The organism is Enterobacter asburiae (genome assembly GCF_008080435.1).
In the GTDB taxonomy this organism is placed as follows: domain Bacteria; phylum Pseudomonadota; class Gammaproteobacteria; order Enterobacterales; family Enterobacteriaceae; genus Enterobacter; species Enterobacter asburiae_C.
The window spans coordinates 96,884-109,869 of record NZ_VRKN01000011.1 but is presented as its reverse complement, the minus strand read 5'-3'; the positions used below and the strand labels follow the sequence as shown (position 1 = coordinate 109,869).

Here is a 12,986-nt window from a genome sequence, read left to right as displayed (position 1 = left end):
ATGGTGCATCCGGGAGGATTCGAACCTCCGACCGCTCGGTTCGTAGCCGAGTACTCTATCCAGCTGAGCTACGGATGCATCGGGATTTACTACTGTACTGCTCGATATTCATATCACTTCGAAAGCAATATGAAGTAATAGATGGTGCATCCGGGAGGATTCGAACCTCCGACCGCTCGGTTCGTAGCCGAGTACTCTATCCAGCTGAGCTACGGATGCAAAATGGCGGTGAGGCGGGGATTCGAACCCCGGATGCAGCTTTTGACCGCATACTCCCTTAGCAGGGGAGCGCCTTCAGCCTCTCGGCCACCTCACCACACAACGCCTCTTTCGAGTGCTTCGAGTTACTCGTTAAGAGCTTCTCGTCGCTGCGTGGCGCATATATTACTTTCTGGGACTTATAAGTCAAACAATTTTCCAAAAGCTTTTATCGTTTGCACAAATCACACGCAATTCGCATGTAAAAGCCGCAAAGAGGGTGTTTTATAAGCGGATTTTGCAGGCATCTTCACAGAAAACCTATGCAGAAATGGCGGCGTAAGGGCGAGTTTAGGGTAACGAAGTGGTTAAAAAGAGAGCGATTGAAATTAAACGGTAACGTTGAGCAGGAAAAATGACAGGAGGGTTGCGTCTCGCCCGACAGCGAGACGCGACAATATCAGTAACTGGACTGCTGGGATTTTTCAGCCTGGATACGCTGGTAGATCTCTTCACGGTGGACAGATACTTCTTTAGGAGCGTTAACACCAATACGTACCTGGTTACCCTTTACCCCTAAAACTGTCACGGTGACCTCATCCCCAATCATGAGGGTCTCACCAACTCGACGAGTCAGAATCAGCATTCTTTGCTCCTTGAAAGATTAAAAGAGTCGGGTCTCTTGTATCCCGGCATTATCCATCATATAACGCCAAAAAGTAAGCGATGACAAACACGTAAAGTGTAAGCAGTCACGGCATCACATTCTGTTAAACGTAAGTTTAGCCGATATACACAAACTCAACCTGACTTTATCGTTATCGATAGCACAGTGAACAAGACGCCATAACGTTACCGCTATGGCGTCTGCTTGTGCTTTGTAGTTATTACAGTTTCGCGCTTACCCAGCTTTCAACGCTGGCCAAAGCTTGCGGAAGTGCCGCCGCATCCGTACCACCGGCTTGCGCCATGTCCGGACGACCGCCACCCTTGCCGCCCACCTGCTGAGCGACCATACCAATCAGTTCCCCTGCTTTTACGCGGTCGGTCACATCCTTAGAGACGCCTGCAATCAGAGAAACCTTACCTTCTGCCACTGTCGCCAGCACGATAACGGTAGAACCAAGCTGGTTCTTGAGATCGTCGACCATAGTACGCAGCATCTTAGGCTCAACGCCCGCCAGATCGCTGACCAGCAGTTTGACGCCCTTAATGTCTACAGCCTTGCTGGAGAGGTTTGCACTCTCCTGCACCGCAGCCTGCTCTTTTAGCTGCTGCAGCTCTTTTTCCAGCTGACGCGTGCGATCCAGCGCAACACGCACTTTCTCGCCCAGGTTCTGGCTATCGCCTTTCAGCAACTGCGCAATGTCGTGCAGCTGATCGCTCTGCGCATGCAGGCTGGCAATCGCACCTTCACCGGTCACCGCTTCAATACGACGCACACCTGCCGCCGTACCCGACTCGGAAACAATGCGGAACAGGCCAATGTCACCGGTGCGCGATGCGTGCGTACCGCCGCACAGCTCGGTAGAGAAGTCGCCCATGCTCAGCACGCGAACGCGCTCGTCATATTTCTCGCCAAATAGCGCCATCGCACCTTTTTTCTTCGCGTCCTCGAGCTCCATGATGTGGGTCTCGATTGGCAGGTTACGACGGATCTGCGCGTTCACCAGATCTTCCACCGCGCGGATTTCCGATGGCTTCATCGCTTCAAAATGCGAGAAGTCGAAACGCAGCACTTTGTCGTTAACCAGAGAACCTTTCTGTGCAACGTGGGTACCGAGTACGTCGCGCAGGGCAGCGTGCATCAGGTGGGTTGCAGAGTGGTTCAGACGAATGCGCGCGCGGCGAGCTTCATCCACGTTCGCCTGTACGCCCTCGCCCACTTTCAGAGAACCGGAAACCAGTTTGCCCTGGTGACCAATCGCCTGACCGTATTTCTGGGTGTCGCTGACGCTGAAGCTGAAACCGTTGCCTTTCAGTTCGCCTTTATCGCCAACCTGACCGCCGGACTCCGCGTAGAACGGCGTTTTGTCCAGAATGACAACCGCATCCTGACCTGCGCTGATGCTGTCCACGGCTTTACCGTCAACAAACAGGGCGGTCACTTTGCCGGTCAGTTCCAGCGCTTCGTAACCTTTGAATTCTGACGCGCCTTCAACGCGGATCATGGCGTTGTAGTCTGCACCGAAACCGCTGGATTCACGCGCACGACGACGCTGCTCTTCCATCGCGGCTTCGAAGCCCGCTTCGTCAACTTTGATATTGCGCTCGCGGCAAACGTCCGCCGTCAGGTCAACCGGGAAGCCGTAGGTGTCGTACAGGCGGAATGCGGTTTCGCCATCCAGCGTGTCGCCCTTAAGTTTCGCCAGTTCTTCGTCCAGCAGCGCCAGACCGCGCTCCAGTGTACGTGCAAACTGCTCTTCTTCGGTTTTCAGAACCTGCTCTACCTGTGCCTGCTGGCGTTTCAGCTCATCACCGGCAGCACCCATCACGCCAATCAGTGGCCCAACGAGTTTATAGAAGAAGGTGTCCTTCGCGCCCAGCATGTTGCCGTGACGGATGGCACGACGAATGATACGACGCAGCACGTAGCCACGGTTTTCATTCGACGGAATAACGCCGTCGGCAATCAGGAACGCACAGGAACGAATGTGGTCCGCGATAACGCGCAGCGATTTGTTGTTCAGGTCGGTCGCGCCGGTAACGTTCGCAACGGCTTTGATCAGAGTGCTGAACAGGTCAATTTCGTAGTTGGAGTTAACGTGCTGCAGAACCGCGGCAATACGCTCCAGACCCATACCGGTATCGACGGAAGGCTTCGGCAGCGGCTCCATCGTACCGTCGGCCTGACGGTTGAACTGCATGAAGACGATGTTCCAGATCTCAATATAGCGATCTCCGTCTTCTTCCGGGCTGCCTGGAGGGCCACCCCAGATGTGGTCGCCGTGATCGTAGAAGATCTCGGTGCACGGACCACAAGGGCCGGTATCACCCATCTGCCAGAAGTTGTCAGACGCGTATGGCGCGCCTTTGTTATCACCGATGCGAATAATACGCTCGCGTGGGATCCCGACTTCTTTTTCCCAGATTTCGTAGGCTTCGTCATCGGTTTCATAGACGGTCACCCACAGACGCTCTTTCGGCAGGTTGAACCAGTTTTCACCGGTCAGCAGTTCCCACGCATATTGAATGGCATCGTGTTTGAAATAGTCGCCGAAGCTGAAATTACCCAGCATTTCGAAGAACGTGTGGTGACGCGCGGTGTAACCGACGTTTTCCAGGTCGTTGTGTTTACCGCCCGCACGCACGCAACGCTGTGAGGTTGTAGCGCGGGAATAATTACGCTTGTCGAGACCAAGGAACACATCCTTGAACTGGTTCATCCCGGCGTTGGTAAACAGCAGAGTCGGATCGTTGTTCGGTACCAGGGAGCTGCTGGCAACAACCTGGTGTCCCTTACTATGGAAAAAATCGAGAAACGCCTGACGGATCTCAGCGGTGCTCTTGCTCATAATTATCCTGAAATCAAGCTAACGAAAATGTCGTAGCAGGTCTGTATCGGTAAACACCTGGACAAACCAGCTACTGGAAAAAGTGGGAATAAGATAAGTTTTCTTGGGTGGGAAGTAAAATCCCGCATGCGTTCAATCGGCAAAATTACGCCAGATATCCTGAATATCTTCCATCAGAAAGCCGCGGTAGAGCAAAAAGCGCTGGATTTTGACTTTTTCTGAAAATTCACGCGGCAGCGGTTCGCCGTATTTACGAATGGCCTGCTCTTTTGCCAGCTCGCACCAGTCAATCTCGCACTCGCGCATCGCTTTTTCAATCGATTCACGGGCCACGCCTTTCTGGTTCAACTCCTGCCGGATGCGCGCGGGCCCATATCCTTTGCGGCCACGGCTGGCGAGAAACCGTGAGGCAAAACGCTCGTCATCGAGATAATGATGCTCATAGCACCAGGCAATCACGCGGTCATAATCTTCCGCGGTGGCATCAATCTCTTCCGGCCCGTTTTTACTCATCACCGGAGCCGACAGTTTTCGCCGCAGCTCCTGTTCACTGTGGTCACGAACGGCCAGGATGCGCACCGCACGGTCCAGTAAGCGTGCATACGCGGGTCGACGTGTTGTCGGTTCACTCATAAAAAACCTGCTGATTCAGAAATGCAAAAAGGGCCGCATCAGCAGCCCTTCATTTTTAAACGAAAGAATTAAAAGTCTTCGTTGGTTTCTTCAGCATCCGCGGCATCCACCACGAAATCAGGTTTGGAGTCCTGGTTGTTCAGCAGAAGCTCACGCACCTTCTTCTCAATCTCTTTCGCTGCAGCCGGGTTCTCTTTCAGCCAGGAGATAGCATTCGCTTTACCCTGACCAATCTTGTCACCGTTGTAGCTGTACCAGGCGCCCGCTTTTTCAATCAGCTTCTCTTTCACGCCCAGGTCAACCAATTCGCCGAGGAAGTTGATCCCTTCGCCGTAGAGGATCTGGAATTCAGCCTGTTTGAACGGCGCGGCGATTTTGTTCTTCACAACCTTCACGCGGGTTTCGCTACCGACCACGTTCTCACCCTCTTTCACCGCGCCGATACGGCGGATATCCAGACGGACAGAGGCGTAGAATTTCAGTGCGTTACCACCGGTAGTGGTTTCCGGGTTACCGAACATCACACCAATTTTCATACGGATCTGGTTGATGAAGATCAGCAGCGTGTTGGACTGCTTCAGGTTACCCGCCAGCTTACGCATTGCCTGGCTCATCATACGTGCCGCGAGGCCCATGTGAGAGTCGCCGATTTCGCCTTCGATTTCGGCTTTTGGCGTCAGTGCGGCAACGGAGTCGACCACGATAACGTCAACGGCACCCGAACGCGCCAGCGCATCACAAATTTCCAGCGCCTGCTCACCGGTGTCCGGCTGAGAACACAGCAGGTTGTCGATATCCACGCCCAGCTTGCGGGCATAAACAGGGTCCAGCGCGTGCTCGGCATCGATAAACGCACAGGTTTTACCTTCGCGCTGTGCCGCGGCAATCACCTGCAACGTCAGGGTAGTTTTACCGGAGGACTCTGGCCCGTAGATTTCTACGATACGGCCCATAGGCAAACCGCCAGCGCCCAGCGCGATATCCAGAGAAAGCGAACCGGTGGAGATGGTTTCCACATCCATGGAACGGTCTTCACCCAGGCGCATGATGGAGCCTTTACCGAATTGCTTTTCGATCTGGCCCAGTGCTGCCGCCAACGCTTTCTGTTTGTTTTCGTCGATAGCCATTATTACTCCTGTCATGCCGGGAGAAGCGACTGTGCTTCACCGTGGATTTCTGTTCTGTTGGTGCAATTATACTGTATGGTCATACAGTATCAAGTGTTTTGTAGAAATTGTTGCCAGAGCGTTTTTAACGCATAAACGGTTGCCTGACGACGCACGCTTTCGCGATCGCCGCTGAAGCACTCCCGGCGGGTGATCCCTTCCCCTTTGGACGTGGCGAACCCAAACCAGACGGTGCCGACAGGCTTCACGCCGCTGCCGCCGTCCGGGCCCGCAATGCCGCTAATGGAAATCGCGTAATCTGCCCGCGCCTCTTTGAGCGCACCAATGGCCATCTCGATCACCACCGGTTCGCTGACCGCACCATGCTGTTCCAGCGTGGATTCACGCACGCCAATCATCTGTGCTTTAGCTTCGTTACTGTAGGTTACAAAACCGCGTTCAAACCAGGCGGAACTGCCGGCAATATCGGTAATCGCTTTCGCCACCCAGCCGCCGGTGCAGGATTCCGCGGTGGTGATTGTCGCGCCACGCTGCTTCAGTGCAAGACCAACGATCTCGCTAAGCTGCATCAATTCATGGTCAGTCATTCTCGCTCCAGGCATCAGAAAAACGTGCTGCACAAGATAGCACTTTCTCGTCAGATGTGGGGATGCACTTCAGGTTTTACGAGGGGGCTTCAGAAAAAAGCCGGTACGGGCGCACCGGCTGGTGGAAAGGTTATTTCATGCTGTCAGCGAGGGTGTTCACATTGTGGCGAAACGCCTTAACGTAGGTGTCTGCCACCCCACCTTTTGCCGACAGAGCTTCCGGGTAAAGCTCGCCCCCAGGCTGTGCGCCCGTCGCCGACGCAATCTGTTTCACCAGACGCGGATCGAGCTGATTTTCCATAAACCAGCTTTTCACGCCGTCGGCTTTAATCTGATTGATAATCTCAGCGACCTGCGCCGCGCTGGCTTCACTCTCAGACGACAGCCCCTGCGGCGCCATAAACGTCACGCCGTAAGCGCGGCTGAAATAGCCGAACGCATCATGGCTGGTCAGCACGTTACGCTTCGCCTGCGGGATCTGGCTAAAGCGCGTTTTGGCCCAGTTATCCAGTTGGTTAAGCTGCGCGATATACGTTTTTCCGGAGGCTTCCAGCTCGGCTTTGTCCTGCGGATCGGCTTTCACCAGCCCGTTCAGAATATTTTGTGCATAGAGCACTCCGTTCGCCGCGCTGTTCCACGCGTGCGGATCGGTGACGGTTTTGCCCTCCTCTTCCAGGGTGTGGGTTTTCACCCCGGTTGAAGCCACCACCAGTTGCCCCTTAAATCCGGAGGCTTTTACCAGACGGTCAAGCCAGCCTTCCAGCCCCAGTCCGTTCACCACCACCACATCAGCCTTGCTCAGCGCCGCACTGTCTTTCGGCGACGGTTCGAAGGTATGCGGATCGCCGTCCGGCCCGACCAGCGTCGTCACGTTCACATGGTCACCGCCTACCTCCTGCGTGATATCCCCCAGTATCGAAAAGCTGGTCACCACATTCAGCGTTTTCGCCATTACGCCATGCGACATCATCCCCAGCGCGAGCGCCACTACCAATCCTGTACGTTTCATCGTTTCCCCTTGCGTTAAAAATACGCCCGCAGGCTGCCAGCGAGCCTGCTTCGCGTACCCAATAAAATGGAAATAAAGAACAGCGCGCTGGCGGTGAGCACGATGGATGGCCCGGCCGGGAGACTCATCGACCAGGAGAGGCTCAACCCCAGCCATGCGCAGAAAATACCGCTGATACCCGCCATCAGGAGTAACGCAGGTAACGTGCGCACCCAGCAGCGGGCCGCCACGGCCGGAAGCATCATCAGCCCGACGGCCATCAGCGTGCCGAGCACCTGAAAACCGGCCACCAGGTTAAGCACCAGCAGCGCCAGAAACAGTCCGTGCAGCAGGCCAGGCAGCCAGCGGGCGTTCACCTGCAGCCAGGCGGTATCAAACGCTTCTGTGACCAGCCCGCGATAAAACATCGCCAGCGTGATAAGGGTGAACATACAAACGCCCGTGACAAACAGCGCGGCGTCGTTGTCCACGGCGAGGATGGAGCCAAACAGCAGATGCAGCAGATCGACATTCGACCCGCGCAGCGACACCAGCGTGACGCCCAGCGCCAGTGAGCCAAGATAAAACCCGGCAAAGCTGGCATCTTCTTTCAGCGGCGTGCGTCGGCTGACCAAACCGGCCAACAGCGCCACGGTAATTCCCGCGATAAAACCGCCAATACTCATCGCCAGCAGCGACATCCCGCTGAGCAAATACCCCACGGTGACACCCGGCAAAATGGCGTGAGAAAGGGCATCGCCCATCAGGCTCATCCGACGCAGCTGAAGAAACACGCCGAGCGCGGTGGTGCTGACGGAGAGCGCCAGGCAAACCACCAGCGCGCGACGCATAAAGCCGTACTCAATAAACGGCTGAAAAAAGAGATGCCAGATCATGCCACCCTCACCCGCTCGGTTTTCCACTGGGGAACGTCAGCATCCAGCCGTAACGTTTGCGGGAAGTGGCGAGACACGCGCTCGCTGTCGTGCAGTACAGCGAGCAGCGTTTGCCCCTGCATATACATCTCCAGCATCAAATCCGTCAGCACGTTGCAGGTGACTTCATCGACCCCGGTAAAGGGTTCATCCAGCATAACCAGCGGCGCCTGCTGCACCAGGACGCGGGCAAAGAGCATGCGCTGAAACTGACCGCCGGAGAGTTCATCAATGGTGGATAACGCCATGGATGCCAGCCCGACGCGCTCAAGCGCGCTGGCAATGCGCAACCGCGTTTCGCGACGAAAACCGGAAAAAAGCGAAATGCCCGGCCAGCAGCCCATGCTTACCACGTCCTGTACGGTCAGCGGAAACTGCGCCTCCAGCGCGTGACGCTGTGCCAGCCAGCCTATTACCGGGCGCTTCCCCTGCCAGCGGAAGCCGCCGCTTACGGGAGGAATAAACCCCGCCAGCGTTTTCAGTAGCGTGGATTTCCCGCAGCCGTTAGCGCCGATAATGGCGGTCATGCTTCCACGCTCAATCGTGCCCGAGAGGGGCCGCGTAATGGGCTGTCGTTCATAACCCGCGACCAGTTCATTCATCACAATCATGGCAATGCCACCGCCCAGCGCACGGCCAGGCCGATAAAGACAACAAGCACCAGCGCCAGCAAAAGCCGAACCAGGGCAGACAGAGAGAAAAGGGACGTTGACATTTTGACACCGCATTAAATGTTATAACATAACAATAATGAAAGAAGATTAAGATGTAAATGGCGGGTTTGAAAAGGGAGTGTGGCGAAATGTTTCTGCAGGAAATAGGTGCGCGCGGGTGCCCTCACCCCAGCCCTCTCCCACAGGGAGAGGGGGAATAAGGTGACTTACTGACTAAACGGTGACGCCGCAGGCACGCGTGCCTGCGAGACCGCCAGCCCCAGCTGCCACACCGCCATTGCATAGTGAGTGCTGTGGTTATAGCGGGTGATGGCGTAGAAGTTCGGCAGACCGTACCAGTACTGATAGCCCGTCCCGACATCCAGACGCAGCAGGCTTGCCTGTTGCGCATTGCCCAGTGGCTGCGTTGGCGTTAAGCCTGCCGCCGTCAGCTGCGAAATGCCGTAGTTGGTTTTGAAACCGTTTTCCAGCCCCGGCGCCTGACCGTTAGCCTGCACCGCCACCTGGCCGCCCGGCACCCAGCCGTGCGCTTTGAAGTAGTTCGCCACGCTGCCGATGGCATCCACCGGATCCCACAGGTTGATGTGACCATCGCCGTTAAAGTCGACCGCGTACTGCTTATAGGAGGACGGCATAAACTGGCCGTAGCCCATCGCGCCGGCAAACGACCCTTTCAGATCGAGCGGATCGTCCTGTTCGTTGCGCGCCATCAGCAGGAAGGTTTCCAGCTCGGAAGAGAAATACTCCGCGCGGCGCGGATAGTTAAAGGAGAGCGTCGCCAGCGCATCCAGAATACGGGTTTTACCCATCACGCGGCCCCAGCGGGTTTCCACGCCAATAATCCCGACGATGATTTCAGGCGGTACGCCGTAAACCTGCCACGCGCGGTTGAGCGCCTCTTCGTACTGATTCCAGAACACCACGCCGTTTTGCACGTTGTCCGGGGTAATAAACTGTTTGCGATAGCGCAGCCAGGCGCCGTTTGGTCCAGTTGGTACTTGCGCCGTCGGTGCCTGCCTGTCCATCAGGCGCAGCACGTAGTCCAGGCGCTTGGCCTGAGACAAAATTTCATGTAACTGCTGACGATCAAAACCGTGTTTGCTCACCATTTTATCGATGAACTGCTCGGCCGCCGGGTTATTCGCGAAGTCGCCGCCCATCTGCATCATATTGTGCTGCGGCTCCAGCAGGAATCCTCCGGAAGGCGCGCCCGCCGTTTGCTGAACGGCTTCGGTCTTAGGTTTGCTACTACAGGCAGACAGCAGAATAAGCGCAGGCAACAGCGCTGCATAACGACGCTTGAACATGAGACATCCATTTAACGAGTTCGATAAGAACCCAGTATGGTAAAGCATCCGCAACACCTCAAGGAAGCGGTACGCACCTCCCCCACGCAAATCCGCGCTTTTTTCCACCGAAAATCATTGACCCCATCAATAAACTTTCAAAATAATCCATTTTTCTTTCATTGTGAGATCTAACTAACACTTTAAAAGCTTTCAAAGTGATTATTATTAGCCCAGTCAGACAAAAACAAAAAAGCCCCACAGGAGAGAAGAATGATAGAAACCATCACCCACGGCGCCGAGTGGTTTATCGGGCTGTTTCAGAAAGGCGGAGAAGTGTTCACCGGCATGGTGACCGGGATCCTGCCCCTGCTGATCAGCCTGCTGGTGATCATGAACGCGCTGATTAACTTTATCGGCCAGCAGCGCATTGAACGCTTCGCCCAGCGCTGTGCCGGAAATCCGCTGTCCCGCTACCTGGTACTGCCGTTCATCGGCACCTTCGTGTTCTGTAACCCGATGACCTTAAGCCTCGGTCGCTTCATGCCGGAAAAGTACAAGCCGAGCTACTACGCCGCCGCCTCCTACAGCTGCCATTCCATGAACGGCCTGTTCCCGCACATTAACCCCGGCGAGCTGTTTGTTTATCTCGGGATCGCCAGCGGCCTCACCACCCTTGGCCTGCCGCTCGGCCCACTGGCGGTAAGCTACCTGCTGGTTGGCCTGGTGACCAACTTCTTCCGCGGCTGGGTGACGGACCTCACTACCGCCATTTTTGAGAAAAAAATGGGCATCCAGCTTGAACAGAAAGTCCATCTTTCAGGAGCCACAGCATGAACCGGATCCGCATTGAGAAAGGCACAGGTGGCTGGGGCGGCCCGCTTGAGTTCGACGCCACCGAAGGCAAAAAGATCGTCTACATCACCGCAGGCACGCGCCCGGCGATCGTCGACAAGCTGCGCGAGCTGACCGGCTGGGAAGCAGTCGACGGCTTCAAAGAAGGCGAACCGCCGGAAGCGGAAATCGGCGTGGCGGTGATCGACTGCGGCGGCACGCTGCGCTGCGGTATCTATCCGAAGCGCCGCATTCCAACGGTGAATATTCACTCCACCGGAAAATCCGGCCCGCTGGCGCAGTACATCCTTGAGGACATTTATGTCTCAGGCGTGAAGGAGGACAACATCACTCTGGTGAATGGGACTCCTGCGCCGCAAAAAGCGGCCCCGCGCGAGTACGACACCAGCAGGAAAATCACCGAGCAGAGCGACGGCCTGCTGGCGAAGGTCGGGATGGGCATGGGGTCCGCCGTGGCGGTGCTGTTCCAGTCCGGGCGAGACACCATCGATACGGTGCTGAAAACCATTCTGCCGTTTATGGCGTTCGTCTCGGCGCTTATCGGCATCATCATGGCGTCCGGCCTGGGCGACTGGATTGCCCATGGCCTCGCCCCGCTCGCCAGCCACCCGCTCGGGCTGGTGACGCTGGCGCTGATCTGCTCCTTCCCGCTGCTGTCCCCGTTCCTCGGCCCGGGCGCGGTGATCGCCCAGGTCATCGGCGTGCTGATTGGCGTGCAGATTGGTCTGGGGAACATCCCTCCGCACCTCGCCCTGCCCGCCCTGTTTGCTATCAACGCCCAGGCGGCGTGCGACTTCATCCCCGTTGGGCTGTCGCTGGCCGAAGCGCGCCAGGACACCGTGCGCGTGGGCGTGCCGTCCGTGCTGGTCAGCCGTTTCCTGACGGGCGCGCCGACGGTGCTGATTGCCTGGTTTGTCTCCGGCTTTATTTATCAATAAGAGGTTCCTGCGATGACCGTCATTTACCAGACCACCATTACCCGTATCGGCCAGAGCGCAGCGGATGCGCTGAGCGACCAGATGCTGATCACCTTCCGCGAAGGGGCGCCTGCGGATATCGAAGAGTTTTGTTTTATTCACTGTCACGGTGAGCTAAAGGGCGAGCTGAAGGCAGGAAGCCAGCTGGAGCTGGGCGAGGCGCGCTATGCCGTGACCGCCGTCGGCGACGTGGCCGAGCAAAACCTGCGCGAGCTGGGTCACATCACGTTGCGTTTCGACGGACAGCCGCAGGCGGAGTATCCCGGTACGGTTCACGTAGCGGGCCCGGTTCCGCAGGCTGTCATCCCAGGCTGCACGTTAAAATTTGTTGCGTAATTAAGGAGAGTCACATGAGTCAGGTTGCCGTTGTCATTGGTGGAGGACAAACCTTAGGCGAGTTCCTCTGCCGTGGGCTTGCCGCAGAGGGTTACCGCGTGGCGGTAGTGGACATTCAGAGTGAAAAAGCCGCCCGCGTGGCGGACACCATCAACACCGAGTTTGGTGAAGGGATGGCGTACGGGTTTGGTGCCGACGCCACCAGCGAGCAGAGCGTAATGGCGCTGGCCCGCGGCGTGGACGAAATTTTTGGGCGTACCGATTTGCTGGTCTACAGCGCGGGGATTGCGAAAGCGGCCTTTATCAGTGACTTCGCGCTGGGGGATTTTGACCGTTCACTGCAGGTGAATCTGGTGGGCTACTTCCTCTGCGCACGCGAGTTTTCCCGTCTGATGATCCGCGACGGCATTCAGGGGCGCATCATTCAGATCAACTCAAAATCCGGGAAAGTGGGCAGCAAGCATAACTCCGGCTACAGCGCGGCGAAGTTTGGCGGCGTGGGGCTGACGCAGTCTCTGGCGCTGGATCTGGCCGAATATGGAATTACCGTTCACTCGCTGATGCTCGGCAATCTGCTGAAATCGCCGATGTTCCAGTCCCTGCTGCCGCAATATGCCACCAAGCTCGGCATCAAGGCTGAGGAAGTGGAGCAGTACTACATCGATAAAGTACCGCTGAAGCGCGGGTGCGATTATCAGGACGTGCTGAATATGCTGCTGTTTTACGCCAGCCCGAAAGCCTCGTACTGCACCGGGCAGTCGATCAATGTGACCGGTGGGCAGGTAATGTTCTGATCGAGCGGTATTGCCCGGTGGCGCTACCGCTTACCGGGCCTACAAAAACCTTCAACCGTAGGCCGGGTAAGGCGCAGCCGC

Annotated in this window: 13 protein-coding genes and 3 tRNA genes; 4 read left to right on the top strand and 12 right to left on the bottom strand. The window is 56.4% G+C overall.

Going from position 1 to position 12,986, the window contains the following annotated elements:
- Nucleotide 1 precedes the first annotated feature (1 nt).
- The 12 genes from FU672_RS18710 to mltB all read right to left on the bottom strand — a co-directional run bounded on the left by FU672_RS18710 (nucleotide 2) and on the right by mltB (nucleotide 9,964).
- Nucleotides 2-78 (bottom strand) — tRNA-Arg (locus FU672_RS18710).
- A 64-nt stretch (nucleotides 79-142) separates the two neighbouring features.
- Nucleotides 143-219 (bottom strand) — tRNA-Arg (locus FU672_RS18705).
- 4 nt (nucleotides 220-223) lie between these two features.
- A tRNA-Ser gene (locus tag FU672_RS18700) sits at nucleotides 224-316 on the bottom strand.
- Between the two features lie 342 nt (nucleotides 317-658).
- Nucleotides 659-844 (bottom strand): carbon storage regulator CsrA, encoded by a 186-nt coding sequence (csrA, locus tag FU672_RS18695; protein WP_000906486.1) that lies wholly within the window; start codon nucleotides 842-844, stop codon nucleotides 659-661.
- Nucleotides 845-1,085: 241 nt separating this feature from the next.
- Complete coding sequence (gene alaS, locus FU672_RS18690; RefSeq protein WP_148244363.1) at nucleotides 1,086-3,713, bottom strand: alanine--tRNA ligase; 2,628 nt, start codon at nucleotides 3,711-3,713, stop codon at nucleotides 1,086-1,088.
- Nucleotides 3,714-3,845: 132 nt separating this feature from the next.
- Nucleotides 3,846-4,346 (bottom strand): recombination regulator RecX, encoded by a 501-nt coding sequence (gene recX, locus FU672_RS18685; RefSeq protein ID WP_148244362.1) that lies wholly within the window; start codon nucleotides 4,344-4,346, stop codon nucleotides 3,846-3,848.
- Between the two features lie 68 nt (nucleotides 4,347-4,414).
- Entirely contained in the window at nucleotides 4,415-5,473 is a 1,059-nt protein-coding gene (gene recA / locus FU672_RS18680) for a recombinase RecA (protein ID WP_023308943.1), read from the bottom strand.
- 89 nt (nucleotides 5,474-5,562) lie between these two features.
- Nucleotides 5,563-6,060: a nicotinamide-nucleotide amidase gene (gene pncC, locus FU672_RS18675; RefSeq protein ID WP_148244361.1), complete on the bottom strand. Its 498-nt coding sequence runs from the start codon at nucleotides 6,058-6,060 to the stop codon at nucleotides 5,563-5,565.
- Nucleotides 6,061-6,190: 130 nt separating this feature from the next.
- The gene (locus FU672_RS18670; RefSeq protein ID WP_148244360.1) at nucleotides 6,191-7,069 is read right to left on the bottom strand and encodes a metal ABC transporter substrate-binding protein; all 879 of its coding nucleotides are present in this window, start codon (nucleotides 7,067-7,069) and stop codon (nucleotides 6,191-6,193) included.
- Nucleotides 7,070-7,083: 14 nt separating this feature from the next.
- Nucleotides 7,084-7,944, bottom strand: a complete 861-nt coding sequence (locus FU672_RS18665) for a metal ABC transporter permease (RefSeq protein WP_148244359.1) — start codon at nucleotides 7,942-7,944, stop codon at nucleotides 7,084-7,086.
- Nucleotides 7,941-8,594, bottom strand: coding sequence for a metal ABC transporter ATP-binding protein (locus tag FU672_RS18660; protein ID WP_148244358.1), 654 nt, complete (start codon nucleotides 8,592-8,594; stop codon nucleotides 7,941-7,943). The genes FU672_RS18665 and FU672_RS18660 overlap by 4 nt, the downstream gene beginning before the upstream one ends.
- Nucleotides 8,595-8,863: 269 nt before the next feature.
- Nucleotides 8,864-9,964: a lytic murein transglycosylase B gene (gene mltB / locus FU672_RS18655; protein ID WP_187360828.1), complete on the bottom strand. Its 1,101-nt coding sequence runs from the start codon at nucleotides 9,962-9,964 to the stop codon at nucleotides 8,864-8,866.
- Nucleotides 9,965-10,216: 252 nt separating this feature from the next.
- Here mltB and srlA point away from each other — a divergent pair, with 252 nt between their 5' ends.
- The 4 genes from srlA to srlD are packed head-to-tail and all read left to right on the top strand — an operon-like array spanning nucleotide 10,217 to nucleotide 12,905.
- The gene (gene srlA, locus FU672_RS18650) at nucleotides 10,217-10,780 is read left to right on the top strand and encodes a PTS glucitol/sorbitol transporter subunit IIC (RefSeq protein WP_023333189.1); all 564 of its coding nucleotides are present in this window, start codon (nucleotides 10,217-10,219) and stop codon (nucleotides 10,778-10,780) included.
- Nucleotides 10,777-11,736, top strand: a complete 960-nt coding sequence (srlE, locus tag FU672_RS18645; RefSeq protein WP_148244356.1) for a PTS glucitol/sorbitol transporter subunit IIB — start codon at nucleotides 10,777-10,779, stop codon at nucleotides 11,734-11,736. The genes srlA and srlE overlap by 4 nt, the downstream gene beginning before the upstream one ends.
- Nucleotides 11,737-11,748: 12 nt before the next feature.
- Nucleotides 11,749-12,111: a PTS glucitol/sorbitol transporter subunit IIA gene (gene srlB, locus FU672_RS18640; RefSeq protein ID WP_047173860.1), complete on the top strand. Its 363-nt coding sequence runs from the start codon at nucleotides 11,749-11,751 to the stop codon at nucleotides 12,109-12,111.
- Between the two features lie 14 nt (nucleotides 12,112-12,125).
- Nucleotides 12,126-12,905, top strand: a complete 780-nt coding sequence (gene srlD / locus FU672_RS18635) for a sorbitol-6-phosphate dehydrogenase (RefSeq protein WP_047348067.1) — start codon at nucleotides 12,126-12,128, stop codon at nucleotides 12,903-12,905.
- Nucleotides 12,906-12,986: the final 81 nt, after the last annotated feature.

What these genes read in the sequence shown, in the direction of transcription:
- recA (WP_023308943.1), bottom strand. Translation starts at nt 5,473, where the DNA reads ATGGCTATCGACGAAAACAAACAGAAAGCGTTGGCGGCAGCACTGGGC.
- recX (WP_148244362.1), bottom strand. Translation starts at nt 4,346, where the DNA reads ATGAGTGAACCGACAACACGTCGACCCGCGTATGCACGCTTACTGGAC.
- srlE (WP_148244356.1), top strand. Translation starts at nt 10,777, where the DNA reads ATGAACCGGATCCGCATTGAGAAAGGCACAGGTGGCTGGGGCGGCCCG.
- csrA (WP_000906486.1), bottom strand. Translation starts at nt 844, where the DNA reads ATGCTGATTCTGACTCGTCGAGTTGGTGAGACCCTCATGATTGGGGAT.
- srlA (WP_023333189.1), top strand. Translation starts at nt 10,217, where the DNA reads ATGATAGAAACCATCACCCACGGCGCCGAGTGGTTTATCGGGCTGTTT.
- srlD (WP_047348067.1), top strand. Translation starts at nt 12,126, where the DNA reads ATGAGTCAGGTTGCCGTTGTCATTGGTGGAGGACAAACCTTAGGCGAG.
- pncC (WP_148244361.1), bottom strand. Translation starts at nt 6,060, where the DNA reads ATGACTGACCATGAATTGATGCAGCTTAGCGAGATCGTTGGTCTTGCA.
- alaS (WP_148244363.1), bottom strand. Translation starts at nt 3,713, where the DNA reads ATGAGCAAGAGCACCGCTGAGATCCGTCAGGCGTTTCTCGATTTTTTC.
- FU672_RS18665 (WP_148244359.1), bottom strand. Translation starts at nt 7,944, where the DNA reads ATGATCTGGCATCTCTTTTTTCAGCCGTTTATTGAGTACGGCTTTATG.
- mltB (WP_187360828.1), bottom strand. Translation starts at nt 9,964, where the DNA reads ATGTTCAAGCGTCGTTATGCAGCGCTGTTGCCTGCGCTTATTCTGCTG.
- FU672_RS18670 (WP_148244360.1), bottom strand. Translation starts at nt 7,069, where the DNA reads ATGAAACGTACAGGATTGGTAGTGGCGCTCGCGCTGGGGATGATGTCG.
- FU672_RS18660 (WP_148244358.1), bottom strand. Translation starts at nt 8,594, where the DNA reads ATGATTGTGATGAATGAACTGGTCGCGGGTTATGAACGACAGCCCATT.
- srlB (WP_047173860.1), top strand. Translation starts at nt 11,749, where the DNA reads ATGACCGTCATTTACCAGACCACCATTACCCGTATCGGCCAGAGCGCA.